The organism is Lysinibacillus sp. FSL L8-0312, assembly GCF_038003285.1.
GTDB lineage: Bacteria > Bacillota > Bacilli > Bacillales_A > Planococcaceae > Lysinibacillus > Lysinibacillus fusiformis_D.
On the sequence record NZ_JBBOOV010000001.1, the window covers coordinates 4,502,704 to 4,528,963 of the forward strand.

The window sequence follows — 26,260 nt, forward strand, 5'->3', positions numbered from 1 at the left end:
TCGTGTAGGATAGTCAAAGATTATGTACAGCTAGAAAAAGAGGGAATAGACAAATATGTTAATTCGATATAAGAAAGCTTTAGAGAAAATAGCAATGGGGCTACTTTCATTTATGCCTAATGAAAAAGACGTAAAAAAGCTTACAGAGACCATCCACTCCTATGAAAATGACGATAATTGGGTTTTATATTTATGGAAAAAGAATGATGAATATGTTGGCATTGTTGGGCTTGTCATTGATGAGCATAATACAGCTACCATCCAGCATGTATCGGTGATCCCTTCCTATAGGGGTGAAGGCGTAGCAACGGAAATGCTTCAAGAAGTGGCAGAACTTGGCCAATATGAAAGTGTACGTGCTACCGATGCAACACGGAGCTTGGTTCAAAAATGTATCCATTGTAAAGATGAAAAAGCAGACGATTAACAGCGTCTGCTTTTTCTTTGTTTGCTTTCTTGCCGCTCTGCAAGAATATGTGAGCGATCTCGTAGCATATGTTTATGAAGAAGATAGTTTGAACTACTAGAAGGCAAGAGCTGTATACGTGCAATCGTTAACTCCAGCAAATTGGGAGAGAGAGGGAGCTGGATAGCTTGAAAGGAATTGCCCGTTTTCAACGAAATAAGGGTCGTTGTTACTTGTGTTAGGAGTTGCTGATAATCAATTTCTTGGAAAAAAATATGGCCTTCATTTTCTTGGAAATTATGAAGTGCCTTTTCTAAAATTCGTATAGCGCCAGTATTGTTACCACGTCGCCAATGATAGAAACCTGTTGCAAGCTGCACATAGCCAACAAGCGGATGCATTTTATCACCAGGTGCAATTTCCTTCCAATATTCCTCCAGCACTTCATGGCATTCAAAAAAATCTTGATTGCCATTAAAATAAGCACAGTAATCTATAAATAAAGTATGATGCTGTGGATGCATTTTGGACTCCTTTCCACTATACTAAAAGAACATAGAATCTCAGGGTGGTAAAATAATGTCTTATGAAGTAAAATTAGAAGCCTTTTCAGGGCCTCTTGATTTATTATTGCATTTAATTCACAGATTGGAAATTGATATCTATGATATCCCAATGGCTGAAATTACACAACAATATATCGACCATATACATGCAATGCAAGTACTGGAATTAAATGAAGCAAGTGAATATTTAGTAATGGCAGCAACATTGCTGGCAATTAAAAGCCGCATGCTATTGCCGATTCATGAAGGTGAAATGGAAGACGCAGAATTAGAAGTGGACGGCCCTGACCCTCGTGAAGAACTGGTGCAACGCTTAATTGAATATAAAAAATATAAGGAAGCAGCCAGTAATTTGCAAGAGCTTGAAACGGATCGATCACAAGTATTTACAAGGCCACCAGCTGATTTAACAGGGTTGGCCTCGGATGAACAAATGGCTTTATTTGATTTAAATGTGAACATCTATGACATGCTTGGAGCATTTCAAAAATTGATGCGTCGCAAAAAATTAAAGAAACCACTAAAAACGACAGTAGCGAGGCAGGAAAGATCAGTAAAAGATCAAATGCGTTCTGTTGTTGATTCTTTACGTTTAACAGGTGGACGTGCATCATTTTTCGAGCTTTTTCCCTATGAAGATAAGCCGACACTTATTCTGACGTTTGTTTCCCTTCTAGAACTGATGAAACGTCAGGTCGTCGTCGTAGAACAAGATGGTAACTTTGAAGAATTAACGGTTACCTTGCAGAAGGAGGAATGGGAAGATGACGAAAACTTTGATGTTACAGAGTAGAATTGAAGCCTTATTATTCGTTGTTGGAGATGATGGCTTAACGATTAAACAGCTATCGCAACTTTTAGGAGAACAGGAAGAGCTGATTGTTCAGGCGATGAGTGCATTGAGAGAAGCCTTTGACGAAGATGTAGCAAGAGGCATTACTGTGAAGGAAATTGCAGGCGTTTATCAGCTCATTACAAAATCTGAGTTTGCTGATACGATTCAAAGATTAGTAGAGAATCCAACGGCACAATCCCTATCCCAAGCCTCCTTGGAGGTGCTGGCGATAGTGGCTTACAAACAGCCCATTACACGTGTAGCAATAGAAGATTTGCGCGGTGTAAAGTGTGAACGACCAATTCAAACATTAGTGTCACGAGGATTAATTAAAGAGGTAGGGCGTTCAGAAGGAACTGGACGTGCCATACTATATGGAACGACAAAAGAATTTTTACATTATTTTGGCTTAAATACTATTGAAGAAATGCCGCCTCTACCTGAAGAGGATCTTGTTGAAACAGAACAAGAAACAGATTTATTTATGACAAAGTTCCAAGAGACATTTAGCAGTGCAAAATAATGATTAGGTATAATGCGTAGCCTTCAACATAAATATGAATCTATATTTTCCTATCACATTAAATAAGGAGTGGCTCGTTGCTTCGGTTATTTCGTTTAACACTGTTCATGCTCATGATATTAATGGTAATGCTTCCTCAAACTAGCTTTGCCAGAGGGGGAAGTGGCTATGCTGTCTTAGATGGTGCTACAGGCCGCGTTTTAATAGGGTCTAATAGCGATGAACGCTTACCTATTGCTAGCCTAACAAAAATTTGGACAGCACTTGTTGCAATCGAAAATAGTGACCTGCGAGATGAAGTTGTGATATCACCGAATGCTGCTATGGCTGAGGGGAGTTCTATTTATTTACAGGCTGGTGAAACAGTAACAGTCGAAACGTTATTGTACGGTTTAATGCTGCGTTCAGGCAATGATGCTGCGACCGCTTTAGCAGAACACGTAGGGGGTTCTGTGGAGGGCTTTGTCAAATTAATGAATGAAAGAGCTGTGATTGCAGGTCTGACTAACACGGTTTTTATGAACCCTTCTGGTCTTCATCATGATGAGCATTTATCGTCAGCAAGAGATACTGCTGAGATGTTAAGACTTGCTTTGCAAAATAAAACATTTGAGAAAATTGCTTCAACGATTCTTTATCGGGCGAATACGGTAAACGGAATGCTTTGGGAAAATAAACACCGATTATTAAGAGAAGGTTCAGGGATGGCTGCACATATAGATGATGAAACGGAGCAGCCTGTTAGTTCTTTAAAATCAGCGACTGGCACTGCGTTCGCTGGAAAAACCGGCTTTACAAAGGTTGCTGGACGTACACTAGCAACAGCCTTTCAAAAGGACGGGCAAATCTGCATTGTTGTCACTTTAAATGAATCCGATGATTGGAATGTACATCGAGGTTTATCGAATAGAGTATGGCAAGACTATAGCCTTGAAACCGTAGTGAAGAAGGGCAAATACAACGTCAACAAAAAGTTAGCTATTCGATTAGAAGAGCCCGTTCGCCTACAATTAAATAAAGAAGAAAAAGAACAGGTGCGGCAAGTTTTACATGTATCAAGAAAACGTCAAGAAGCTGTCTTGTCGATCTTTATTGGTGAAGAGCGTATTTATGCAACTCCAGTAAAAGTTGAATCAGCAGATCGTTAAAAACGATTTGCTGATTTTTTTAGTATGGAATCTCTGCTAAATGACGGATGACTATAGCATAAACAGCCAAGTGATTCAGTGCAATATGCTTTTATTTTGAGCCGTTCTTTCGTGCTCCTATAATCTGCATTACTAGACAACTAACTGCTTGGAAGAAAGGTGAGTAAATCAATATAGAAAAAGCTGACGTAACAATACATGCTAAAATTTTTTTGTGCTACAAGATGTTTTAACAATTGAGCAAACACTAACAAAATGATAGCTTTCTTGTCTGTTAAAATAAAGATTTTTAAGTCGATTCGCTTTTTTGCCAAATGAGTATACTGGTTATGAGGAACGTAAAATGTAGGTGCAAATGATAAGAAATTTGTGAATGAGAAATAATTTGGAATACTCAATTAAAAAATGTGAAATTTGTTTTTCTTTAATAATGCTTAAAAGTATGACATAATTTTCACAGATTAGCGGGAAAGATAACCCTATTCATTAGAGCGAAACCGAATGATGACGAAAGTGTCAATGTGAAAGAAAACTAGAGGTGAAAAAATGGAAAGATTACAAAAGGTCATTGCCTATGCAGGAGTTGCTTCAAGGCGCAAGGCAGAGCAATTGATAGTAGAAGGCAAAGTAAAAGTTAATGGTGTAGTTGTTCGTGAGTTAGGAACGAAGGTTTCTAATTCTGATACAATTGAAGTAGAAGGTGTGAAATTGGAAAAGGAAGATAAGGTATATTATTTACTTTACAAACCACGTGGAACAATTTCGGCTGTGACGGATGATAAAGGACGCAAAACTGTCACAGATTTATTTCACCATATTCCGCAACGTATTTTCCCAGTTGGTCGTCTTGATTATGATACATCTGGATTATTATTATTGACAAATGATGGGGAATTCTCCTATATGTTGACACATCCGAAGTTTAAAATTGATAAAACCTATATCGCGCGTGTCAAAGGTATTCCAACAATTGAAGGGCTTAAAAAACTTCAAAGAGGGATTAAATTAGAGGATGGGAAAACAGCTCCAGCTAAGGTTAGTATGACATCCTTTGACGAAAAAGCAGGCAAAGCCATTTGTGAAATTACGATTCATGAAGGACGCAATCGCCAAGTTCGTCGTATGTTTGAAGCCATTGGGACACCTGTTGTCAAATTAAAACGTGAACGCTTTGCATTCTTAGATTTATTCGGCCTTACACCAGGAGAATACCGTGAATTATCAAAGCATGAAGTCAAGCAATTACGTGTTTTAGCGGAGACTGGAAAGCTTGATTAAAGAACATTTGCCAAAAGAAAGTAGATACCACAATAGGTATTATTTGGGTGTTTACACTTTCTTTATGGTGAATTCGTTCATAAATCATTCATAATTAATAGCTAAGTGTTTTTGTATCATTTTGCTATAATAGGTGAGAATAGTACACCTAGTAACAGTTTGTTCAAAAGAACTGTTACACATACAATCTGGTATTGTTGACGTCAATTTGAAAGAAGTTTTTACATAATTAAAGACGTGTATAAAATGAAAAAGTTCATTGGGTCTGCATTAGGTAAAAGCTTCGCGTTTACAAACTTTACGCTAAGCCGTAATTGATAGGGGGTTTATTAACTTGGAGAAAAAGAAAAAGCGTCTCGTACTGCGAACGGTCATCTTAGCACTGCTAGCGTTGGCAATCGGGTACACAGTATATGGAACAGCGACAAAGGAAAAAGTAGAGTTAGTGGCAGTAGGCTCTGAAGCACCTGACTTCACGTTAGTAGATTTAAACGGTGAAAAACATAAATTGTCGGATTATAAAGGACAAGGGGTATTTTTAAACTTCTGGGGAACTTGGTGTAAGCCTTGTGAGAAGGAAATGCCTGCGATGGACAATCAGTATCAAGAATTTAAAGATCAAGGTGTACAAACTTTAGCGGTCAATATCGCTCAAACTGATTTTGAAGTGCAGAATTTTGTTGATCGGTATGGTTTATCATTCCCAGTAGTGATCGACAAAACGAAAAGTGTTATGACTGCTTATAATGTAGGTCAATTACCTGCTACAGTATTAATTGATCCTGAAGGCAAAGTGACTAAGATTATTACAGGTGAAATGACGGAGGAAAATATCGCTTCGTACATGGAATTAGTGAAGCCGGAATAAGGAGTATATGACGATGGAAAAAATCATTTGTGCTTGCGGTCATAGTAACCCATACGGCACGAAGCTTTGTGAGAAATGTGGTCGTCCTTTAACCGAAGAAGAACAGCAAAATAAAGTAGTTGATATGCGCTACGATGGTATGGCCATTCGCTCTAAAACATATAACAAGTCATTTATTGATAAAATATGGAATTTCTTCTCAAGTGTTAAAGTCGGTATATCCTTAATTATTATCACATTAATTGCTGCTTCAATCGGAACATTACTACCACAAGAGTTTTACGTGAAAGCTTCTGATTTGGAGAAGGGAGCTTATTACGCAGACGTTTATGGTACATTCGGTAAAATTTATTATACGTTAGGCCTTTCAGATTTATATAGCTCGTGGTGGTTCCAAATTTTAGTTGGTATGCTTGCTGTATCCATTATTGTGGCAAGTCTTGACCGGGGAATACCACTTTATAAATCATTGAAGAATCAACGTGTGAAAAGACATGAAAGCTTTATGAAGCGTCAGCGCATTGTTGCAGAAGGACAAGTGACAGCAGGCGCAGAGGAAACGCTTGATAAAGTGGCACAAAAAATGTCTGAGATGAGATATTCTGTTCGTCGAGATGGTAGCGCTCTCTTAGCTGAAAAAGGACGCTTTTCTCGTTACGGTCCGTACATAAACCATGTCGGTCTCATTATCTTTTTAGGTGGGGTCATGCTACGTCTGGTGCCAGGTTTCTATGTTGATGAATCAATCTGGGTACGTGAGGGCGAGACACGTGCGATTACTGGCATGGACGGTTATTTCATTGAAAACAATGATTTTGTTTTAGAGACACATGATAATGAACCACAGGGTGAGCAAGTAAAGCAGGGTGTAAATGTTGTTGCGAAAAATTTCCAAACAGATATTACACTATATAAGCAGCCTAAAGATGCTTTGCCAGGTGACACAGATAATCTAGAAAAAGTAAAAGACTATTCCATTCGTGTAAACCATCCTTTAAAGGAAGATGGCTTTGCGCTTTACCAAATGGATTATCGTTTAAATGAATTAAAGCAAATGAATTTCGAATTAATCAATAAAACGACTGAACAATCACTTGGTAAGGTGGAAATTGATTTAACAAATCCAAAAAAGGAATATGATTTAGGTAATGGTTCTTCCGTTCAAATTCTTGTTTATACACCAGATTTTGATGGATTTGAAAATGGTGAGCCACAAACAAAAACATCCATTCCAAATAACCCAGCATTCTTATTTAAAATGACAACACCAGAAACACCTGAAGGCGAAGTGAGCTTTGTTGAAATTATGCAACCTCCTTTAGAGCCACTTGGTGAAAATAAATACAGAATGAAATTTGCAGCAGCAGAAATGCGTGATATGTCAGGTATTACAGTACGTAAAGATCGTACAATTCCTATCTTATTTGTTGGGGGCGTCATCTTTATGATTGGTGTTGTTATTGGTTCTTACTGGAATCACAGACGTTTATGGATTCAAGTGGAACCAGATGGCCGTGTGTTAATGGCTGCCCATGTTAACAAAAATATGTTCAGCATGAAAAAGGATTTAGATGCTGTTACAACATTTGCTGCATTGCCTCCGTATCAAGATCAGTTAGAGAAAGATGAGGCTGGCGAAGAGTCCACGAATGGTGGCATTAAAGAAAAGGAAGGTGACAACACCTTATGAGTTTGATTGACATAAGTGGAAACCTATTATTTGTAGCTTTTATTGCTTATCTAGTTGCGACATTATTATTTGGTGGTTCAATTAAGCAAGCAAATGCTACTGGTAAAAATACTGGCAAATGGGGCAAGCTTGCCATTGTGGTAACCATTATTGGTTTCTTATCACAGCTAGGCTATTTTATTACGCGTTGGATCTATACAGGACATGCACCAGTAAGTAATATGTTTGAATTTACGACTGCCTTTGGTATGTTCATTGTTGGCGCGTTTATTTTAATTTATTTTATTTATCGTTTGACTGCACTTGGGCTAGTTGCATTGCCTGTTGCATTATTAATCATCTCCTATGCAGCAATGTTCCCGAAAGAAGTAAGTCCGTTAGTACCATCGTTACAAAGTCATTGGCTAACGATACACGTTATCACAGCAGCATTAGGGCAATCTATTTTAGCCATTAGTGCTGTAGCAGGGCTCATTTATTTATTAAAAGTAGTCGATTTAACAAAGCCTTCTAAACAACGTTTTTGGTTAGAAGCCGTGATGTACTGTCTTGTAGTAGTGGTTGGTTTTGTCGCAGTGACATCTACATTCGGTGCTATGGATTATGAGTCTAGCTATAATTATGTGGATAAAGAAGGAACTACTCGTAAAATTATTTACAATTTACCGCCAATTTTCGGTATGAATGAGTATGAAGCAGTTGAAGAACATGGCATGTCACCGCTAGTAGAAATGCCTGCATTAATTAATGCCAAAAAATTAACAACTGTTTTTTGGTCATTATTGGTAGGGTCAATCTTGTATTTATTAATTCGTTTAATTGCTCGTCGTCGAATTAGTGCCATTTTCCAACCACTTGTTAAACGCGTTAATTTGCAATTATTAGATGAAGTTGGTTATCGTTCGGTGCTGATAGGATTCCCTGTATTTACCCTAGGTGCTTTAATTTTTGCGATGATTTGGGCACAAATTGCTTGGAGTCGTTTCTGGGGTTGGGATCCAAAAGAAGTATGGGCTCTTATTACATGGTTATTCTACGCAGCATTCCTACATTTACGTCTATCAAAAGGCTGGGAAGGTCGAAAATCTGCTTGGTTGGCATTAATTGGTTTCGGAATTATTTTATTTAACCTAATTGCTGTTAACTTAATTCTTGCAGGTTTACACTCTTACGCATAACTTGTAAAATAACAAGCCTTTTCGCTGTGGCGAAGAGGCTTTCTTTTCTTTTCAATATGTGTCACACCATGTACAATAGAAGTTAGAGAAAGATTGGAAGAGAGGGATCGTGAAAGTGTCAGAAAATATTTCAGTATTAGTAGTAGACGATGAGGATCGTATTCGCCGATTATTAAAAATGTACCTAGAGCGAGAAGGATACCTTGTTGACGAGGCAGAAAATGGTGAACAAGCGATCGAAAAATCTTTAGAAAAAGAGTATCACTGTATTTTACTTGATATTATGATGCCTGAAAAAGACGGGCTAGAAGTGTGTGCGGAAATTCGAGAACGCGCAGCAACGCCGATTATTTTATTAACTGCAAAGGGCGAGGAAGCGAATCGTGTACAAGGCTTTGAGCTTGGCGCAGATGACTATATTGTAAAGCCATTTAGTCCTCGTGAGGTTGTGTTACGTGTGAAAGCTATTTTACGTCGTTCACAGGCTTTCTCACCAACGACAAATGCCTCTTCTTCAAAAGATTTAGTAGTGTTCCAGCATTTAATGATCGATCATGATGCACACCGTGTAACGGCAGAGGGCATTGAGGTTAATTTAACACCGAAAGAGTATGAATTACTATACTTCTTAGCAAAATCGCCAGACAAAGTATTTGACCGTGAACAATTACTAAAAGAGGTTTGGCATTATGACTTCTTTGGTGATTTACGTACAGTTGACACACACGTAAAACGTTTACGTGAAAAGCTCAACCGAGTTTCTGAAAACGCTGCTAAAATGATTGTGACGGTTTGGGGCGTTGGATACAAATTTGAGGTTGTCAATGAATAGAATATGGAATAGTGTTGTCGGGAAGCTATGGGTAACCATATTGCTTCTCGTTTCATTTGTATTATTTGTTTTCACGGTATTGATGCTTGAATTTCTTCAAAACTATCATATGCAGCAAGCCGAAATATCTTTACGGCAAACAGCTGCAACAGTAGCAAGTATAGTGGATGACAATGAAACAGCGGAATCTACTTCGGAATTATTAAAAGATATCTTACCTACAGGAACCAATGCATTAATTGCAATCAATCATGTTGAAGTATCCTTTGCCATGCAGGAGGGTGTCAACAAAAAAGAAATACAAGAGACCATTTTAGCCAATAAATCGTTTCGAGAAGTATTTCAATCAGATGAACCTATTACGAAAGAAATGATGATGCCTTCTTCGACAGATCAAGAAAAAATGGAATCTTATGTCGTGCTAGGTTTCCCATTAAATGTTGAAAATGCAGTACACGGAGCTGTCTTCATCTATCAAAGCCCAGATGCACTACATAAAACGTCTAAGGAAACAACGAAAATTGTTTTTTTGGCGGCTTTCATTGCATTTGTGCTGACGACATTCTTCGCGTTTTTCCTTTCCTCACGTATTACGTCACCACTTAGAAAAATGCGAGAGTTGGCTTTTGAAATTGCGAAGGGTAATTTTGAAGCGAAAATGCCAACAACTCAAAATGATGAAATTGGTCAACTTGCTGTTGCCTTCAATCAAATGGGCCGTCAATTAAAGCATAACTTAGAGGTCATCAATCAAGAAAATGAACAACTTTCAAATATTTTGACATCTATGACAGATGCAGTTATTACATTTAACCGTGACCTTACAATATTATTAAGTAATCCACCAGCTGAACGACTTATGCAAAAATGGTTCGTCAATAAAGGCTCACAAAGTGCTAAACCTATTCCTCCAGAGCTGTATCATATGCTTGATCATGTGCTAATGTTTGAGGATAAACTAGAAGAGGAAATTGAAATGGATGGTAACTACTATACATTTACTATTAGCCCTCTTTATAGTGGTGACATGATACGTGGTGCTGTGGCTGTTATTCGTGATATGACTGAGCAACATCGCTTAGAAAAACTACGATCCGATTTTATCGCCAATGTCTCTCATGAGCTACGGACACCAATTGCCATGCTGCAAGGATATTCTGAAGCATTAATGGATGATGATTTTATTCGGGATCAGGAAGAACGTAATGAGATTACTAAAATCATTTATGATGAATCGAAGCGGATGGGGCGTCTTGTAACAGATTTATTAGATTTAGCACGCATGGAATCGGGACATATGACGCTGTATAAAGATGAATTACCGATTAATTCTACATTTGAACGTATTACTCAAAAATTTGCACAGGTTGCAAAGGAAAAACACGTTCGTCTATTGTTTGAAAGTGAATTTAATGACGATGCCATGATTAATATCGATGAGGATCGTATTGAACAAGTGCTCACAAATCTAGTAGATAATGCACTTAGACATACGGATGAAGGAGCAGTCACTGTAAAAGTTGAGCAGGAACCAACATTCGCTAAAATATCTGTTCAAGATACAGGGCACGGCATTCCTCATGACGACTTACCTTATGTCTTTGAACGTTTTTATAAAGCAGATAAGGCACGTACCCGTTCAAAAGGTGGTACGGGTCTCGGCTTAGCCATTGCGAGAAATATTGTGAAGGCACACTCAGGTAATATTATGGTAGACAGTGTGCTGAAAGAAGGTACGACCTTCACGTTTTATTTACCGTTCGATTAATAACATGTATTGCTATTAATTGGCTGTAACTTTCACGAATGTAAGACGACAAATATTATAGAACGGGGGTGGAGTGCTTTGAATGACTCCGTGTTCCATCGACTATACGATGCATATCACCAAGACGTGTTCCAGTTTTTAATATATTTAGTAAAAAACCGTACATTGGCTGAAGATTTAGCACATGAAGTTTACGTACGAGTATTGCGCTCATATGATCAATTTGCAGGTAATAGTAGTGAGAAAACATGGCTTTTTGCTATTGCCAAAAATGTAGCGATTGATCATTTTAGAAAGCAGGCTGTACGCCAGAAGCATTCACTTGATTTCTTTGACTGGGAAACGGAACAGCTCCATTCAACCACACCATCACCGGAAGATATGCTACAGGCCAGTGATGAATTTATGCAAGTAGCGTCAGCACTGGAAAACTGTACAGGCGACCAAAAAATGGTCATTATTATGCGCTATTTTCAGGATTTATCGATTGCAGAAACTGCTCAAATATTAGATTGGACAGAAGCTAAGGTAAAAACGACCCAGCATCGAGCCATAAAATTTTTAAGGCAACAGCTACAGCCGATTAGAGAACAGGAGGCGAAACGGCAATGACGCATAAGCCATTTGATGATGAGCAGCTTGAACATGTATTGAACAATGCCCCTAAGCTTTCTGACCACCGTTCAAAAGAGGACATATTAAATCGGTTAATGGCAGATGCTCGCTTGCAGGATAACAGTTACCTTCAAGAAGCGATACAACAACCAAAAGAGGATGAACAAAAGCAAAGCAATTCCTCCATCCGAGAAGAACGAACAACACGATCTAAGCTTCGTAAAATGCCAATTTTTATGAGCATTGCAGCAGTTTTTGCGTTAACGATACTTGTAGGCTCAATGGTCATGAATAATGATGTTGGACATAAAGATCAAGCTAGTACTGCCGATACGGCTACCTATTCTACTTTACAGGAAGATCTTTCTCCAAAGGAGGCTGCTACGCAAGACGAAGCACTCCAATCTCCTATCGTAGCAGAGCATGAGCGCATGTTATCTTTACGGTCATCTGTCTATGAGGAAGATGTGAAAGATGCTGTCGTTTTCCGTATTGGCTTAGCAGGGCGAGATGCGGAAAGTGTACCAATGACGTATGTGATACCAAATGAGCGAGTAGCAACGGATTTTGGAACAGAAAAACCTTCTACTTTACAGATGTATGAAAAATACGCGCCTCAAATAGATGAGAAAGCTAAAGGATTTACTGATTACCATCCTTACAAAGGTGAGCTGAAGGAGAAGGACGATAAGCTTGTCCATGTGTTGCCAAAGGACAATAGCTATGATGTTGCTTCTGCTACTGTCAATGAGTACAAAGGAACTTTGGAGGATACATTCTCTGATTCTGAATATACAGAAGTTGAGATTCAAAATGAAGATGGAACACCTTATGAGTTTTCTCAAGAAGGTGAGCCAAGTCCACCTATGTCATTAACGAACGCCAAGCATTATAATTATTATATATATCAAGATGGTACAGGTGCAGAATATTTATCACCAGATTTCCGTCAAACATTTGCAAATGTCACAGAGGCGCTCACACTGATGAAAAATAAAAATGATGATGTCTATGTGTCGGTTGTTCCTGAAAACGTATCATATACGGTCACAGAGGAAGCAGAGGGCGTAGTCGTTACATTTGATCTCCCGCTTGATTTAACATCAATGGAACCGATTCGTGCCACACAACTGATTGAGGCCATGATGTTAACGGCTGCTAGCTTTGACCAACAATTACGCCTAAATAATGTTGTCCAAGAAAGCTGGGAGGGCTTTGATTTAAAAATGTTTTTACCAAAGCCTGTAGGGCCAAATAAGCAATATATGCCTTAGTCAAAGAAAATAACAATAAGAAATGGAGCATTCCTGTTCGGTGAGGATGCTCCATTTTTTTTTACAATGCATACAAGTCTAATAGGTTTTTTGAGCAGAACTATTTACTTTTTGTTGATAATTCTTTATAGTAAAACTGTAGTATAAAATAATAGTGATTCATCTTCGGGGCAGGGTGAAAATCCCGACCGGCGGTAATAGAGTGCTAAACCGTTAATGTTTATTCATTAACTCGAATGGTTTAGGCAAAACTCTTTAGCCCGCGACCTGTGCAAATTTATTTGCATGGCTGACTTGGTGAAATTCCAAGGCCGACAGTTACAGTCTGGATGGGAGAAGATGGAGGTACGATCGTCATTCATTGTTATGAAATGAACTATGACCGAGCGCTTTTTTTGTATGGCTTTTAAAATAGTGCTCAAAAAATAGTTTAGATTGACGCTTATTCGTCATGCCTTTCTCCCTTGTGCTTTTTAATGCATAAGGGTTTTTTCATGCTAACAATTGAAAGATCGTCACCTTTCTTCTTGCGAGATTGAATCAGCAAAGAGGAGAGAGTTTTCTATGAAGAAAAATGTTAAACTTCAATCGTTTATTACGATTGGTATGCTGAGCAGTATTTCGTTTTTATTAATGCTTTTTAATTTCCCAATACCGCCGTTCCCAGCATTTTTGGAAGTGGACTTTAGTGATATGCCTGCATTAATAGCGGCCATCACAATGGGACCTGTAGCTGGTATTTTAGTAGAATTATTTAAAAATGTGTTGGATTGGATTTTCTCGGGTACGCCAACAGGTGTGCCAGTAGGGCATATTGCCAACTTTACAACAGGCATTTTATTTATTTTGCCAGTTAGCTTTATTTTTAATCGTTTTAAAACGACTGCTGGTCTTGTTGGAGGTTTAGCGACAGGAACAGTCGTGATGGCAGTAGGAATGAGCGTTTTGAACTATGTTATATTTTTACCGATGTACACATATTTCCTTGGTATGGAACCTGTTGTAGGTGACTCCCTTTATAAAATGATCGTCGCTGGAATTTTACCATTTAATATTGTAAAAGGTATTTTATTAACAGCTATTATGGCGTTTTTATTTACTACAATGCGCAAATGGATCGACCGCCAGCGCTCTATGTATATAGCAAAATAATGGACCATAAACCTCGAGTAGTTAGCTCGAGGTTTTTTTGTAGGAAGAAGTGATGGGACGAATAAAATTAGAAAAAAGTAGTAGAAAATGCTCGTGCTCTAGTGCTTTATTATTATAATCTAGTCGAAGAACACATTTTCATGTAGAATAGAGGGGAGTTTAGAAAGTTTGAGGAGTTTGAAGAGATGAGTGAAAAAAAGGGACAGTGGTCTAGTAAATTAGGATTTATTTTAGCATCAGCGGGTGCTGCGATTGGACTAGGAGCAATTTGGAAGCTACCGTATGTAACGGGGCAAAGTGGTGGAGGTGCATTCTTCCTAATCTTTGTGTTATTTACGTTATTAATAGGGTTGCCAATGCTATTGTCCGAGTATGTTTTAGGGCGTGGTACACAATCGGAGGCGGTAACCGCGTATAAAAAGGTTGCTCCGACAAAACCAGGATGGGCTTGGATTGGCCGAATGGGTGTGCTAGGTTGTTTTTTATTATTAACATTTTATAGTGTTGTTGGAGGTTGGATTTTTATTTACAGCGGGCTAGGCGTCGCTGGTGCTGTGATAGATCCTGCGATTGATCCAGCTGCACTATTTGGAAAAATTATAGGTACACCTTGGATTACGCTAGTAGGTTTAGCTTTGTTTACATTAGCTAACGTACTCGTTATTTCATTAGGTGTACAAAATGGTATTGAAAAGGCGAATAAATGGATGATGCCGTTACTCTTTGTGATGTTCATTGTTCTGGTTGTGCGTGCTGTTACATTAGATGGCGCAATGGAGGGAGTGAAATTCTTCTTATGGCCTGATTTCTCAAATATTACTGGTAGGGCATTATTAGAAGCGTTAGGGCAATCATTCTTTGGATTAGCTGTAGGATTTTCTTGTCTTGTTACATATAGTTCCTATCTAAAAAAAGATGTCAGCCTTCCAAATTCAGCAGGTTCTGTTGTGCTCTTAACCGTGCTTGTATCATTTTTAGCGGGTTTAGCAATCTTCCCTGTTGTGTTTGCCTTTGATTTAGAGCCAGCCGCGGGACCGGGCTTGTTGTTCATGGTGCTGCCGACAGCTTTTAGTCAAATGCCGTTTGGAGAATTATTTTTAGCGATGTTTTTATTGCTATTTTTATTTGCTACATTAACGTCATCATTTAGTTTATATGAGATTATCGTAGCGGCATTTATGGAACATAGTCAGAAATCTCGTCCGATGTGGACGCTTTTACTTGGTGTAGTCGTATTGATTGCGGCTATTCCAGCGGCACTTTCTTCTAGTGTTTTATCGGATGTAACCATTTTTGAGAAAAGTATTTTTGATGCCACTGATTTTTTAGTGTCGAATATAATGCTGCCATTAGGAAATTTATTCATTGCGATTTTTATTGCCCACATAGTGGATAAGGAATTTGTAAGGAAAGAACTGTTAATGGGTAGTCACTTAGGGCAGGGCTATTATGCAACATATCGTATGTTAATGTTAGTCGTTGTACCGATCGTTATTCTAGTTGTGTTCATTAATATGCTATTACAATATTAAAATAAAAAAAGTGTATCCATTGTGGAAATGGATACACTTTTTTTATGCATCGAAAATCAAGATAAATATATTCTAAAAAAACTATGTTATAAAACCTAACATATCTATTGCGTGAATTTCAATTTTCATGTATTTTAAGAACAGTTATAAAAACATATGTTAACTAAATTTACATTGGAGTGGTGAAGAGTGAAACATTACACAAAAGAAGATATTATACGCCGAGTAAAGGAAGAAAATGTGAAATTTATTCGCCTACAATTTACAGATATATTAGGAACAATCAAAAATGTGGAAGTCCCTGTCAGTCAGTTAGAAAAAGCATTAGATAATAAAGTCATGTTTGATGGTTCATCCATTGAAGGTTTTGTGCGTATAGAGGAATCTGATATGTATTTAAAGCCTGACTTTGATACATTCGTGATTTTTCCTTGGACTGCTGAGAAAGGCAAGGTGGCTCGTTTCATTTGTGATATTGCCAGACCAGATGGAACGCCGTTTGAAGGAGATCCACGCTCCAATTTGAAACGCGTTTTAAAGGAAATGGAGGAGTTAGGCTTTACTTCCTTTAATTTAGGGCCAGAGCCAGAGTTCTTCTTATTCAAACTGGATGATAAGGGGCATCCAACACTAGAGTTAAATGATAGTGGAGGCTACTTCGATTTAGCACCGACAGATTTGGGAGAGAATTGTCGTCGTGATATCGTTTTAGAGTTAGAGGGAATGGGCTTTGAAATTGAAGCCTCCCATCATGAAGTCGCACCTGGTCAGCATGAAATTGATTTTAAGTATGCTAGTGCCATTGAGGCATGTGATAACATACAAACGTTTAAGTTAGTCGTAAAAACCATTGCTGCACAGCATGGTCTCCATGCAACATTTATGCCGAAGCCATTATTCGGTGTAAACGGCTCAGGAATGCATTTTAATCTATCATTATTCGAGGGTGATAAAAATGCCTTCTATGATGAACATGCAGACTTACAATTAAGTGCAACGGCACGTAGTTTTATGGCAGGGATTATAAAGCATGTACACGGCTTTACCGCTATTACGAATCCACTTGTTAATTCCTATAAACGGCTAGTGCCTGGCTATGAGGCTCCTTGTTATGTCGCGTGGTCTGCTCAAAACCGTTCACCACTAATTCGTATTCCAGCAGCTCGTGGACTATCTACTCGAATTGAATTGCGTTCAGTTGATCCAGCTGCAAATCCATATTTAGCAATGGCTGTTATTTTAGCATCTGGACTTGATGGTATACGGAAAGATTTAACGCCACCTGCAGCAGTAGATCGTAATATTTATAAAATGACAGCAGGAGAGCGAGAGTTGAACGGAATTGATAGCTTACCTTCCTCATTAGAATATGCGTTGATTGAATTAGAGATGGATACCATTGTTCGTAATGCACTAGGCGATCATATTTATGATAAATTTACAGTCGCCAAAGAAATTGAGTGGAATAAATATCGCACACGCGTCCACAACTGGGAACGTGAGGAGTATTTAACGATGTACTAAAAAGCGTTGGAGCTGTTTTGGCTCCAACACTTTTACATTTCCTTTCTTTTCATCTATTATTAGAGAAAAGGAGTGTGGGCAATGACACAAACGACCCAGGTTGTGACCATTCAAAACAATGATATTGTGCAATTTGAACATGACATTAACCGGGCTTTAGTAGATTTAAGAAGCTTTTTAATACTTGATATCAAATACAATACGCTCTATATTGGCGAACAGACAGTCATCCATTCTGCTTTAATTATTTATCAACAAAACGATTAGCAATATGTACTTGAGATGAGTCATGTCATTAAGACGTGACTTTTTTATTGAAATAAAGATAAAAGAAAGGCACGATCTTCTGGAAAAGTTAATGACAATTGGGCCACTTCATTTTTTGATTGCCAAGCAATGTCATAAATTAATTCGTCAGGATCATGAATCATCATTTGTCCGTCAATCATAACTGTTTCAAAGTAATGAACTTCCACAGCTTCATTCTGCTTACAATAAATTTCTTTTAGAATAGCCACTATATAGCCCGTTTCTTCATAAACCTCTCGAATACAGCAAGCCTTAAAATCTTCCGCTGCTTCTTTACCACCTGATGGAACAGCCCACGTTTTTTCTTCTTCCACCGTTCCTTGTAAAACCATTAATAATTGATTGTTATCGTTCAAACAAATAGCAGCAGCACCTTGCCATTTTCCCAAGAGAAAAACCTCCATTTCATTTCTATTTATACTTAATTTACCTATTAAAGAACGTAGTTGTAAATATGTGTAGGGTGGAGGGTGAAAATAAGTAGGGAGAATCGTCGGGAAAATACTTCCCTTTTAACCTGTCCAAAGTTAGCATAAAAAGACAGGTTATACAGCAATATCTATTTTATGATGGAATCAAGGAGTGAAAGCAATGAGTTGGATTGAGTCGATTCAAAAGGCCATTAATTTTATGGAGGATCATTTATTAGAGGACATTACGATTGAACAGATTGCACAGGAGGTTAATTCATCTGTCTTTCATTTTCAACGCACGTTTGCAATTTTGACGGATATGTCCATTGCAGATTATCTGCGACGAAGAAGATTGACATTAGCTGCACAAGAATTAATAGGCACGGAACAAAAAATAATCGATCTCGCCTACAAATATGGCTATGAAACTCCTGAAGCTTTTACAAAAGCGTTTCGTAAGCAGCACCATATAACGCCTAGTGAAGCAAGAAAGAAACAAGGGCCATTACAATCATACAATCGCCTGGTCATCCAGGTAAGCTTGAAGGGAGCAGAACCAATGAAGTATAAAATCGTAGAAAAAGAAAAGTTTCAAATTGTTGGAGTGAAAAGAACGTACAACTGTCAAGACGGGGAGAACACACGAGAAATTCCTCTATTTTGGCAAGAGGTAAATCAAAGTGGCTTCGACCATCAACTATACCAATTAAATAATGGCAATATCAATGGAGTACTAGGTGTTTGTGTACCAAATACAAACCAAGGACAAAAGGGTTTCATTGATTACTGGATTGCTACAGATCATGTAGGGGAAGTAGGAGAAGATCTATTAACAATGGAAGTACCTGCCTCCAAATGGGTTGTCTTTGAAGTACATGGCCCTATGCCAGATGCGATGCAAAATACGTGGAAGCAAATTTATTCAGAGTGGTTCCCGTCCAATCCATACGAACCAGCAGGAACAGCGGAACTTGAGGTTTATCCTGAAGAGGATGCCTATAGTCCTGACTCCTATTCTGAAATTTGGATTCCAATTAAATAACAAGAAAGCCAAGAATGCATGGATTAAGCATTCTTGGCTTTTATTATTCAAAAGAAAATTTATCCTTTTTTTAGGTGTGTTAAAGATGTAAAATATATGTATGTTTAAAATAAACGATTGAGTTAATCGTGATATATTTTCATGAGGGGGTTAAAGTATGATGAGAGGTACGATTCAAAACAAGCGTGTAGAAATTTCACAAGAGGAAGCACAGCATTTCTTAAAAGTAGGGCAAGTAGCACATGTTGCAACGGTTGGTGAGGAAGGTTTTCCATACGTTATTCCGTTTGTCTATGTATATGAGGGAGAAGATAAACTATATTTGCATATTGGTAATATTCGAGAAAGCCATTTTTGGTCAAATATTAAACAAAATCCTAAAATCTGTATCGAAGTGAGTGAGATGGGTGATTTACATCCAGGGAAAAAATATGCCTGTCAATCTGCACTTGTGTATCAAAGCGTGGTGTTGTTTGGACAGGTCGTACGCATTGAGGAGGAGTCGAAGAAAGAATGGTTTTTTGATGCACTGCTTGAGAAGTATGGCAATCCTGCATGGACATTTGAAAAAGAAGGCTATCCAATTCTGCCTAAAATCGAGTTGTTTGAAGTACAAATAGAGAAGTTAACAGGGAAAATTAATCATGGCATGTATCACTAAATGAAGAAGCTAAGAATGATAGAATTCTATCATTCTTAGCTTTTAAATTTGATTTCGCTAAAGCGTATAGTTAGCCAGCAAAGTAAAATTTAATTTTTTCCAGCCTCCAAGATTTTCGTGATATTGGATGCAAAATATGGCTATCTGCGCATCATTCAGTCCCTTTAACTAAATTTATCTATTATTATAAGAGAATAGAAATAACAGGAGGAGGTAGCATGATGAAAATTATAGAGGCTCATTACCCAATCATTAAACAAACCATTAAAAGAGCCCCGACATTTGTGTATAGTATACTAGATCAATTAATAGAAGGTACGGTCTATACAGACACAGAGAATTTACAAACATTATTATTTCAAACAAAATCAGGAATCTATTTTGTAGCTGGCGATTCAATTCATACGGTACTTGACGATCAGCTTGTCTGTTGTTTTCAACAGTCTATAGAGCAAAAGAAACGTTTTACCTTATTTTCTTATTCAGAACAGTGGAATATTAAAATTGAACAACTGCTAAATGACCAACTTCGAAAATTAGAGCGCTATACCTTTACTTTCGATGAAAGTTTGTATGATTCTAGAGAGGAGCGGGAAATACCCAATTTTGAGGTTATGCCTATTACTCATCATCATATAAAAAATGCACAGGCGTTTACCTATGCTTACTACGATGAATATTGGGATTCAACAGCTAATTTCCTTGAAAATGGTTTTGGCTATTGCTTAGTGCTGCAAGAGCAAATCGTTAGTGAAGCTGTCTCTATTTTTAAATCAAATGATTTTGCAGAAATTGATATTATGACAGATTCGAATTTTAGGGGGCAAGGATTAGCTGGCAGGGTTGCCCACATTTTTATCGATCATTGTCTTGCCAACCAGCTAAAGCCTTGCTGGGATTGTGATGTGTCAAATACCGCATCTATGTATCTAGGCACAAAGCTTGGTTTTACGACTCCGCAAAAATATGCTATTTATACAAAAAAGTAGCCCACGCTGTTTGCAAAAACATCGTGAGCGTCATTGTTAAAAAAATCGATGACGTAATTCGAAAACGCGATAAAACAAACGGGCATCTCTAGCCATTTTATGATTTGCATCCATATGGGGGCGGAGGCATTGTTGAAACAATTCATCACAGAACTTTGTGCTACCATGGCGTGCATAGCATTCATCATGCAATTTACAGCAACTATCCACAGCATTCGTAGGCTCACCTGGTCCTGAGCAACCAGGTCCACAGTATCGATAACCAGGATAACAAAAACCGAGCTTGCGATTTCTATTCATCTGTTAAACCTCTCTTTACGATGTTTTTACTATAAAATATGAAACATTTTTTTGAAGAAGCGGATGAAAAACTATAAGACTATTTTTGATTTGTAAGGTTCCTGTAAGCTTTAAAAAAAATAGCTGTAAGGATGGGGAGTTATGCTAGCTATAGCATAAAAGATAAGGAGTTAATTCAACATGAATCCATCTGTTACACAAAAGGAACGTATCGTTTCCTTAGACATTATTCGAGGATTAGCGTTATTCGGTATTTTATTTATTAATGTAGGTGCTTATGTGGTCCTCATAGAGGGAGGACCTATGCCTGATATGAGTGGTATCAATGGCATCATTGATTCACTTATTGATATTTTCATTGAAAAGAAATTCTTCTCTATCTTTTCATTTCTGTTTGGTGTTGGCTTTTATATTTTTGCTTCACGTGCAGAAGCTCGTGGGGATAAACCAAGAAAGCGTTTTGCTAGACGTTTATTCGCGCTATTATTGATTGGCATTATTCATATTTTTCTATTTTGGGGTTCCATCTTAGCCATTTACGCAGTGATTGGATTTTTATTGCTACCATTTTACTCTGTCAAGATTTCAACTATTAGTAAATGGTTATTTACCATCATTTCACTTCATATTCTTGTTATCCTAGGTCAAATGTATATGCCAAATAATGCTGTTTTATCAGCTATTTATGGCTTATTAGGAAATGATGCCGTAGCGATTTTTATCATGTTTTTAAGTGGTTTTTTAGTTGCAAAAGCTGGTTGGGTTGGCCATATTAGTGAGCATGCTCAAAAAATAAAAAGAGTGCTTTATAGTACATGTCCATTCTTTATTGGATTTTCTCTATGGATTTGGTTCGCATCACAAGCAGATGACCAACAAATCCAATCCATTATTGGCTTAGGAGTTGTGCCAACAACCTATTTTTATTTAAGCTGTTTATTTTTACTATTAGAAAATAAACAAATAGCGAAGCTGCTTCAACCAATTGGACGTGTAGGACAAATGGCGTTTACAAACTATTTGGCACAAAGCTTTATTGGGACGGCTATCATTTCGTTAATGGGCTTACAAGTCGTTTCACCATCAGAAATAGTAATCATCGCGAGCATTACTTTTATCATTCAAATTATTTTTAGTGTGATTTGGTTTAAATTCTTTTCAATTGGACCATTCGAAAAGCTATGGCGATTTATGACTTACGGCAAAAAAACTGTGACAAAGCAATCATAAAACTCTGGAAATCCCAAACATACAAACGGTTTGGGATTTTTTCTGGTAAGATGAACTGTATGTTTTTGTAAAAAGTGAAACCTAATATGGCAGATAACCGTAAACAAGAGAACAGAAACAAAGGAGCATTTTAGATATGGCAAAGCAAATGAAAAAATATATGGCTGTGACAACGGCATCTTTTATGGCTGTCCAATTAGCAGCATGTGGCAATAGCGAAACACAGACAGTAGCTTCTTCTACGTCTACCCCAGTAACGGAAGATCAAGGTCAAGGAAACACAAATGAAGAGATAGTAAGTGTTTATAATAGTGAAATGGCAGATGCCTGTGATGAATGGCAAGAAGGGGACGATGGTTCCTATGAATGCCTTGATGAAAATTCTCCTTACTATGCACAGCATTTCTTTAATGGGCTTATGTATGCAACTGCTGGAGCAATGATTGGAAGTGCTATTTATAAAAGTCGTAATTTAAAAAATGGCACAGATCGAAATGAGCAAAATGGTGGCGGTTCTGCAGTACCGCGATCGACACAAAGTGGTAATGCAAATAATAGATCTACAAATGGTATTACAAACAGTTCACAAAATAAGGCTGGTACAACTTCAAATGGTTCAAATACTTATTCGAGTGGACAACGCTCTTATTCAACAGACAGTTCATCAAAAAGCACGAACTCCTACTCTAATAGCTCCTCCTCCAGCACAGGAAAATCTGGTTTTGGTTCAGGTGGAGCATCCCGTGGCGGCTCGTCCTCCTCATAAAGTGTGGAAAGGGAGCAAATAACATGATGAATCATACACAACAACGGCAAGCGTTCTATTCAAAATTCCCAGACTTTTTTCCTGACTTTGAGGATTTAGAGTATGCGCTATATGATGTCTTAGAATTGCCAAAGCAGCAGATCGATCAACTTCACTACGCAACACAAATACTTTGGCGCATCTTTTTAAAAGTTGGGAAACAATTTAAGCATTTGTCGATTGATCAACTTTTAGCTTTAGGGATTCGCCCTGAAATGATACCGTATATTCAATTAGACTATTTACAACAGCAATCTGTTTTGACGCGATTTGACTTTGTTTGTACAGAGGAGGGCCACATTAAATGTCTAGAGTTGAATGGAGAAACACCGTTCCTTGTACAAGAAACCTTCGAGATAAATGAGGCACTTTGTCAGCATCTTGGCTATAACAATCCAAATGATATAATAGCTTTACAAAAAACATTGTCAGGTGCGCTTTTTGCTGCCATGCAATATTTACATAATGTTAAAAAGCCAAAGGTTGTCATCACGGGTAAAGCAGCCAAAGAGGATTATGAGGAGTATTGCCAGGTACAGTTTATTAAGCGCTGTATTCCTTTTGATATTGAGTATGTACCTATCCAGGATCTCATCATATTTACTAGTGATACACCACATATAGTACAAGGTCTTTATACACCTGCAATGGAGAAAATCGATATATTATTTCGACCTGCACATCCTGTAGAGTTTTTAATGGATGATGTAGCATCAGATGGTGATCGCATTGGGCTGCATTTGTTAGAACTTGTAAAAAAACGACAGTTAGCTATCATTAATCCGCCTGCTGCTTATGTATTACAATCGAAAATCTTATTGTGGTTAATATGGGAGCGGAGAAACGATCCTTTACTCTTTACCCCCGAGGAACGGGTAGCTATTCAGCAATATATGCTACCAACCTATCTTTCAGCTGAGCCGTTTATTCGTAATAATCTTCCTTATGTGAAGAAACCTGTTTATTCTCGGGAAGGAAATACAGTAGAAATTTACGCAGGAAGTGGGCAGAAAATAAATGCCTCCACATCCACACATTATGATGATAATTTATTTATTTTCCAACAGTATGTGGAGATGCCTAGCATGACAATTCAATTAAAAGAAGGATATCAGACTAAAAAATGGCTAATAGGTTCATTTGTTGCTGACAATCGAGCATGTGGTTTAAGCTGTCGTGTCGGTAATCAAATAACAGAATGGGATTCACATTGGCTAGCTGTGGGTTATAGGGACTAACAAATCTAGTTTTGTAGAAGGAGGCTGGGACAAAAGAAAAAATGTTAGACCATTTACAAGTTTGGTCTAACATTTTTTTGCGTTATTAGAACACATATACTTTAATAAATTACAAAAATAACATTCATTTTTTGCTTTTTCTCAATAAAATGAGTTATGTCCCAGCCTCATCGTTTAATCCTTATTCATTCCAGCCTTTACAGACATCAATCCATTCTTTATAAGGGGCATACGTTTCGAGTTCTGAAATCGTTACCTCAATGGCTGAATTGCTGCTACCACATGCAGGAAAAACAGTGGTAAAACGTCTCAAAGATTCATCTAAATAAATGGCTACACCTTCGTTCACACCAAAAGGGCAAACACCTCCGATATCATGACCAATCATCGTCTCCACATCGTCCTTGGATAACATCTTTGCCTTTGTACCAAACATTGCTTTATATTTTGCATTATCGATTTTAGCATCCCCTGCAGCAACAATTAATACCGCGCCATCATTCACAAGAAAAGATAATGATTTTGCGATGCGTTCGGGCTCACAGCCAAGGGCCTGCGCTGCTAATTCAACAGTCGCTGAGCTTTCTTCCAGCTCTTGTATTTTGTGCTCAACATGCCATTTTGCTAAATGACTACGTACTTTTTCAATCGCCATATGTACACTCCTCCTACTTTTATCAATGACGCCTCGTCATAATGGTGTCCTGATTCATTCGAGCTTGTTCTTCAAAAGCTCCTCTCCCTTTAAAGAGGGACTTTTCTGTTTTTTTGTAAAAACAAAAGAAGTCGTTAAATCAAGATAAATTTAATTTTAGCATAATTTTCAGAATATATAGTTGTGAATGCTCTATCTTTCAAGTATGCTAACTATAGGGAGTGTAAAATTACACTAAAAGGGGGTTCCAATGTTCAAGTTTATACAAATCGTATCTGTGTTGATTGGTTTATCAGTAGTGACATTAATGGTTGCATTGATTATCACACTGAATGGCAGCATTCATTTGATACAGTTAGTTTGGACAGTACCTGTTTGTTTATTTGTCCTGTTTATTTGTAGTGTATTTAAATGGACCAACACCAAAAGACGAAGAGGATGGTTATTTGGAGTAATGGGTATTGCCTTATTAATAGCTTCCATCAAACCAATCCAACATTATTATAAAATGAGCATTCCTACTGTTGATGCGGAAATTGATGTATCTGCCTATCAGCCATTTACGCTGGGCAATAAAGTGATAAAGCCTGACACAAAAGCATCCTTACAATTGACCGAGTCATTACCAAGATTAGATGGTGCAACAGCCATGTATCCTTTGTATGCGGCTTTTGTAGAGGCTACTTATCCCAAAGGTGACTATCAGCCAGATACTAGTAGAGTTCAAGTAAGCCGAACACCTGAAGCCTATCAAAATTTAATAGCAGGAGATGTGGATCTTATCTTTGCAGCAGCACCGTCCACCTCACAAGAGTGGCAAGCAGAAAAGGAAGGTCTTACATTTGACATGACACCAATTGGACGTGAAGCATTTGTCTTCTTCGTGCATCATAAAAACAGTGTGGATAATGTAACGCTTGAGCAGGTGAAGAAAATATACGCTGGTGAAATAACCAATTGGCATGATGTCGGTGGGGAGAATGAGCCAATCTGTGCTTTCCAACGCCCAGCAGATAGTGGAAGTCAAACAACATTAGAAAAATTGATGGGCAATATGCCAATTATGGAGGCGCCTTCTGAAGATATTGTATCGGGAATGGGAGGAATCATTCGTGAAGTGTCGCAATATCGAAATTATAAAAACGCAATGGGCTTTACGTTTAGATATTATTCTACAGAGATGGTAGGTAATCAAAAAATCAAATTACTATCCATTGACGGAGTAGCCCCAACAAAAGAAACGATTCAAAATGATACATATCCTTTAGTTGCTGAATTTTATGCCATCACAGCCGGAACAGAAAATCAAAATACGCAGAAACTTATTGAATGGATACTTTCTGAGGAAGGGCAAGCGATAGTTGAAAGGGTCGGCTATGTACCAGTGGAAAATTATTAAAAGGTTTGCTATACTAAGAGCAACAATCGA

General features: G+C 37.8%; 27 protein-coding genes and 1 riboswitch. Of the genes, 23 read left to right on the forward strand and 4 right to left on the reverse strand.

Annotated elements, in window-relative coordinates; genetic code table 11:
• Positions 1-55: 55 nt before the first annotated feature.
• Positions 56-427 (forward strand): GNAT family N-acetyltransferase, encoded by a 372-nt coding sequence (locus MHI22_RS22430; protein ID WP_036127920.1) that lies wholly within the window; start codon positions 56-58, stop codon positions 425-427.
• Here MHI22_RS22430 and MHI22_RS22435 read toward each other — a convergent pair.
• Positions 424-930: a DUF309 domain-containing protein gene (locus MHI22_RS22435; RefSeq protein ID WP_036127917.1), complete on the reverse strand. Its 507-nt coding sequence runs from the start codon at positions 928-930 to the stop codon at positions 424-426. The two genes, MHI22_RS22430 and MHI22_RS22435, sit on opposite strands and share 4 nt — an antisense overlap.
• 55 nt (positions 931-985) lie before the next feature.
• On the opposite strand from MHI22_RS22435, the gene MHI22_RS22440 reads away from it, so the two are divergent.
• The 15 genes from MHI22_RS22440 to MHI22_RS22510 all read left to right on the forward strand — a co-directional run bounded on the left by MHI22_RS22440 (position 986) and on the right by MHI22_RS22510 (position 17,456).
• The gene (locus MHI22_RS22440; RefSeq protein WP_058843273.1) at positions 986-1,765 is read left to right on the forward strand and encodes a segregation/condensation protein A; all 780 of its coding nucleotides are present in this window, start codon (positions 986-988) and stop codon (positions 1,763-1,765) included.
• Positions 1,737-2,330: an SMC-Scp complex subunit ScpB gene (gene scpB, locus MHI22_RS22445; protein WP_036127911.1), complete on the forward strand. Its 594-nt coding sequence runs from the start codon at positions 1,737-1,739 to the stop codon at positions 2,328-2,330. The genes MHI22_RS22440 and scpB overlap by 29 nt, the downstream gene beginning before the upstream one ends.
• A gap of 77 nt (positions 2,331-2,407) precedes the next feature.
• Positions 2,408-3,478 carry a D-alanyl-D-alanine carboxypeptidase family protein gene (locus tag MHI22_RS22450; RefSeq protein ID WP_340812665.1) on the forward strand — a complete coding sequence of 357 codons (1,071 nt, stop codon included), beginning with the start codon at positions 2,408-2,410 and terminating at the stop codon, positions 3,476-3,478.
• A gap of 546 nt (positions 3,479-4,024) precedes the next feature.
• Entirely contained in the window at positions 4,025-4,756 is a 732-nt protein-coding gene (locus MHI22_RS22455) for a pseudouridine synthase (RefSeq protein WP_036127908.1), read from the forward strand.
• Positions 4,757-5,090: 334 nt separating this feature from the next.
• Entirely contained in the window at positions 5,091-5,624 is a 534-nt protein-coding gene (gene resA / locus MHI22_RS22460) for a thiol-disulfide oxidoreductase ResA (protein WP_036127905.1), read from the forward strand.
• 13 nt (positions 5,625-5,637) lie between these two features.
• The gene (gene resB / locus MHI22_RS22465) at positions 5,638-7,314 is read left to right on the forward strand and encodes a cytochrome c biogenesis protein ResB (RefSeq protein WP_036127902.1); all 1,677 of its coding nucleotides are present in this window, start codon (positions 5,638-5,640) and stop codon (positions 7,312-7,314) included.
• Positions 7,311-8,492: a c-type cytochrome biogenesis protein CcsB gene (ccsB, locus tag MHI22_RS22470; RefSeq protein WP_036127900.1), complete on the forward strand. Its 1,182-nt coding sequence runs from the start codon at positions 7,311-7,313 to the stop codon at positions 8,490-8,492. The genes resB and ccsB overlap by 4 nt, the downstream gene beginning before the upstream one ends.
• Positions 8,493-8,607: 115 nt before the next feature.
• Complete coding sequence (locus MHI22_RS22475) at positions 8,608-9,324, forward strand: response regulator transcription factor (RefSeq protein WP_004232215.1); 717 nt, start codon at positions 8,608-8,610, stop codon at positions 9,322-9,324.
• Positions 9,317-11,092, forward strand: coding sequence for an ATP-binding protein (locus MHI22_RS22480; protein WP_036127897.1), 1,776 nt, complete (start codon positions 9,317-9,319; stop codon positions 11,090-11,092). Before MHI22_RS22475 ends, MHI22_RS22480 begins: the two co-directional genes overlap by 8 nt.
• A gap of 78 nt (positions 11,093-11,170) precedes the next feature.
• Positions 11,171-11,704: an RNA polymerase sigma factor SigX gene (gene sigX, locus MHI22_RS22485; RefSeq protein WP_036127894.1), complete on the forward strand. Its 534-nt coding sequence runs from the start codon at positions 11,171-11,173 to the stop codon at positions 11,702-11,704.
• Positions 11,701-12,981 carry an RNA polymerase subunit sigma gene (locus MHI22_RS22490; protein ID WP_340812666.1) on the forward strand — a complete coding sequence of 427 codons (1,281 nt, stop codon included), beginning with the start codon at positions 11,701-11,703 and terminating at the stop codon, positions 12,979-12,981. Before sigX ends, MHI22_RS22490 begins: the two co-directional genes overlap by 4 nt.
• A gap of 157 nt (positions 12,982-13,138) precedes the next feature.
• Positions 13,139-13,326, forward strand: a riboswitch (FMN riboswitch).
• A 219-nt stretch (positions 13,327-13,545) separates the two neighbouring features.
• Positions 13,546-14,133 (forward strand): ECF transporter S component, encoded by a 588-nt coding sequence (locus MHI22_RS22495; protein ID WP_036127840.1) that lies wholly within the window; start codon positions 13,546-13,548, stop codon positions 14,131-14,133.
• Between the two features lie 185 nt (positions 14,134-14,318).
• Positions 14,319-15,665: a sodium-dependent transporter gene (locus tag MHI22_RS22500; RefSeq protein WP_036127836.1), complete on the forward strand. Its 1,347-nt coding sequence runs from the start codon at positions 14,319-14,321 to the stop codon at positions 15,663-15,665.
• 189 nt (positions 15,666-15,854) lie between these two features.
• Positions 15,855-17,189, forward strand: coding sequence for a type I glutamate--ammonia ligase (glnA, locus tag MHI22_RS22505; protein WP_036127833.1), 1,335 nt, complete (start codon positions 15,855-15,857; stop codon positions 17,187-17,189).
• An 81-nt stretch (positions 17,190-17,270) separates the two neighbouring features.
• Positions 17,271-17,456: a sporulation protein Cse60 gene (locus tag MHI22_RS22510; RefSeq protein WP_036127831.1), complete on the forward strand. Its 186-nt coding sequence runs from the start codon at positions 17,271-17,273 to the stop codon at positions 17,454-17,456.
• A 44-nt stretch (positions 17,457-17,500) separates the two neighbouring features.
• On the opposite strand, the gene MHI22_RS22515 is transcribed toward MHI22_RS22510, so the two are convergent.
• Entirely contained in the window at positions 17,501-17,887 is a 387-nt protein-coding gene (locus MHI22_RS22515; protein ID WP_230593962.1) for an NUDIX hydrolase, read from the reverse strand.
• Positions 17,888-18,089: 202 nt separating this feature from the next.
• Between MHI22_RS22515 and MHI22_RS22520 the strand changes: the two genes are divergently transcribed.
• The 3 genes from MHI22_RS22520 to MHI22_RS22530 all read left to right on the forward strand — a co-directional run bounded on the left by MHI22_RS22520 (position 18,090) and on the right by MHI22_RS22530 (position 20,603).
• Positions 18,090-18,953, forward strand: a complete 864-nt coding sequence (locus tag MHI22_RS22520) for an AraC family transcriptional regulator (RefSeq protein ID WP_089932077.1) — start codon at positions 18,090-18,092, stop codon at positions 18,951-18,953.
• Between the two features lie 157 nt (positions 18,954-19,110).
• On the forward strand, positions 19,111-19,614 hold the full coding sequence (locus MHI22_RS22525) for a pyridoxamine 5'-phosphate oxidase family protein (RefSeq protein ID WP_271912610.1): 504 nt from the start codon (positions 19,111-19,113) through the stop codon (positions 19,612-19,614).
• Positions 19,615-19,832: 218 nt separating this feature from the next.
• Positions 19,833-20,603, forward strand: a complete 771-nt coding sequence (locus MHI22_RS22530) for a GNAT family N-acetyltransferase (RefSeq protein WP_340812667.1) — start codon at positions 19,833-19,835, stop codon at positions 20,601-20,603.
• 36 nt (positions 20,604-20,639) lie between these two features.
• Here MHI22_RS22530 and MHI22_RS22535 read toward each other — a convergent pair whose 3' ends face one another.
• On the reverse strand, positions 20,640-20,903 hold the full coding sequence (locus tag MHI22_RS22535) for a Parvovirus coat protein VP1-like protein (RefSeq protein ID WP_080717165.1): 264 nt from the start codon (positions 20,901-20,903) through the stop codon (positions 20,640-20,642).
• A 180-nt stretch (positions 20,904-21,083) separates the two neighbouring features.
• Between MHI22_RS22535 and MHI22_RS22540 the strand changes: the two genes are divergently transcribed.
• The 3 genes from MHI22_RS22540 to MHI22_RS22550 all read left to right on the forward strand — a co-directional run bounded on the left by MHI22_RS22540 (position 21,084) and on the right by MHI22_RS22550 (position 24,176).
• Entirely contained in the window at positions 21,084-22,133 is a 1,050-nt protein-coding gene (locus MHI22_RS22540; protein ID WP_036127816.1) for a DUF418 domain-containing protein, read from the forward strand.
• Between the two features lie 136 nt (positions 22,134-22,269).
• Entirely contained in the window at positions 22,270-22,899 is a 630-nt protein-coding gene (locus MHI22_RS22545) for a hypothetical protein (RefSeq protein WP_330493493.1), read from the forward strand.
• Between the two features lie 23 nt (positions 22,900-22,922).
• The gene (locus MHI22_RS22550) at positions 22,923-24,176 is read left to right on the forward strand and encodes a glutathionylspermidine synthase family protein (protein WP_340812668.1); all 1,254 of its coding nucleotides are present in this window, start codon (positions 22,923-22,925) and stop codon (positions 24,174-24,176) included.
• 181 nt (positions 24,177-24,357) lie between these two features.
• Here the strand turns inward: MHI22_RS22550 and MHI22_RS22555 are convergent, their stop codons facing one another.
• Positions 24,358-24,831 (reverse strand): YbaK/EbsC family protein, encoded by a 474-nt coding sequence (locus MHI22_RS22555; RefSeq protein ID WP_036127760.1) that lies wholly within the window; start codon positions 24,829-24,831, stop codon positions 24,358-24,360.
• A 250-nt stretch (positions 24,832-25,081) separates the two neighbouring features.
• On the opposite strand from MHI22_RS22555, the gene MHI22_RS22560 reads away from it, so the two are divergent.
• A complete protein-coding gene (locus MHI22_RS22560; protein ID WP_340810116.1) occupies positions 25,082-26,230 on the forward strand; it encodes a PstS family phosphate ABC transporter substrate-binding protein in 1,149 nt (382 codons plus the stop codon).
• Positions 26,231-26,260 lie beyond the last annotated feature (30 nt).

Excerpts from the sequence above, each read along its gene's own strand:
- MHI22_RS22430 (WP_036127920.1), top strand. The coding sequence starts at position 56 with ATGTTAATTCGATATAAGAAAGCTTTAGAGAAAATAGCAATGGGGCTA.
- MHI22_RS22435 (WP_036127917.1), bottom strand. The coding sequence starts at position 930 with ATGCATCCACAGCATCATACTTTATTTATAGATTACTGTGCTTATTTT.
- MHI22_RS22440 (WP_058843273.1), top strand. The coding sequence starts at position 986 with ATGTCTTATGAAGTAAAATTAGAAGCCTTTTCAGGGCCTCTTGATTTA.
- scpB (WP_036127911.1), top strand. The coding sequence starts at position 1,737 with ATGACGAAAACTTTGATGTTACAGAGTAGAATTGAAGCCTTATTATTC.
- MHI22_RS22455 (WP_036127908.1), top strand. The coding sequence starts at position 4,025 with ATGGAAAGATTACAAAAGGTCATTGCCTATGCAGGAGTTGCTTCAAGG.
- resB (WP_036127902.1), top strand. The coding sequence starts at position 5,638 with ATGGAAAAAATCATTTGTGCTTGCGGTCATAGTAACCCATACGGCACG.
- ccsB (WP_036127900.1), top strand. The coding sequence starts at position 7,311 with ATGAGTTTGATTGACATAAGTGGAAACCTATTATTTGTAGCTTTTATT.
- MHI22_RS22480 (WP_036127897.1), top strand. The coding sequence starts at position 9,317 with ATGAATAGAATATGGAATAGTGTTGTCGGGAAGCTATGGGTAACCATA.
- MHI22_RS22490 (WP_340812666.1), top strand. The coding sequence starts at position 11,701 with ATGACGCATAAGCCATTTGATGATGAGCAGCTTGAACATGTATTGAAC.
- MHI22_RS22495 (WP_036127840.1), top strand. The coding sequence starts at position 13,546 with ATGAAGAAAAATGTTAAACTTCAATCGTTTATTACGATTGGTATGCTG.
- MHI22_RS22500 (WP_036127836.1), top strand. The coding sequence starts at position 14,319 with ATGAGTGAAAAAAAGGGACAGTGGTCTAGTAAATTAGGATTTATTTTA.
- MHI22_RS22510 (WP_036127831.1), top strand. The coding sequence starts at position 17,271 with ATGACACAAACGACCCAGGTTGTGACCATTCAAAACAATGATATTGTG.
- MHI22_RS22520 (WP_089932077.1), top strand. The coding sequence starts at position 18,090 with ATGAGTTGGATTGAGTCGATTCAAAAGGCCATTAATTTTATGGAGGAT.
- MHI22_RS22525 (WP_271912610.1), top strand. The coding sequence starts at position 19,111 with ATGATGAGAGGTACGATTCAAAACAAGCGTGTAGAAATTTCACAAGAG.
- MHI22_RS22530 (WP_340812667.1), top strand. The coding sequence starts at position 19,833 with ATGATGAAAATTATAGAGGCTCATTACCCAATCATTAAACAAACCATT.
- MHI22_RS22535 (WP_080717165.1), bottom strand. The coding sequence starts at position 20,903 with ATGAATAGAAATCGCAAGCTCGGTTTTTGTTATCCTGGTTATCGATAC.
- MHI22_RS22540 (WP_036127816.1), top strand. The coding sequence starts at position 21,084 with ATGAATCCATCTGTTACACAAAAGGAACGTATCGTTTCCTTAGACATT.
- MHI22_RS22545 (WP_330493493.1), top strand. The coding sequence starts at position 22,270 with ATGGCAAAGCAAATGAAAAAATATATGGCTGTGACAACGGCATCTTTT.
- MHI22_RS22550 (WP_340812668.1), top strand. The coding sequence starts at position 22,923 with ATGATGAATCATACACAACAACGGCAAGCGTTCTATTCAAAATTCCCA.
- MHI22_RS22555 (WP_036127760.1), bottom strand. The coding sequence starts at position 24,831 with ATGGCGATTGAAAAAGTACGTAGTCATTTAGCAAAATGGCATGTTGAG.
- MHI22_RS22560 (WP_340810116.1), top strand. The coding sequence starts at position 25,082 with ATGTTCAAGTTTATACAAATCGTATCTGTGTTGATTGGTTTATCAGTA.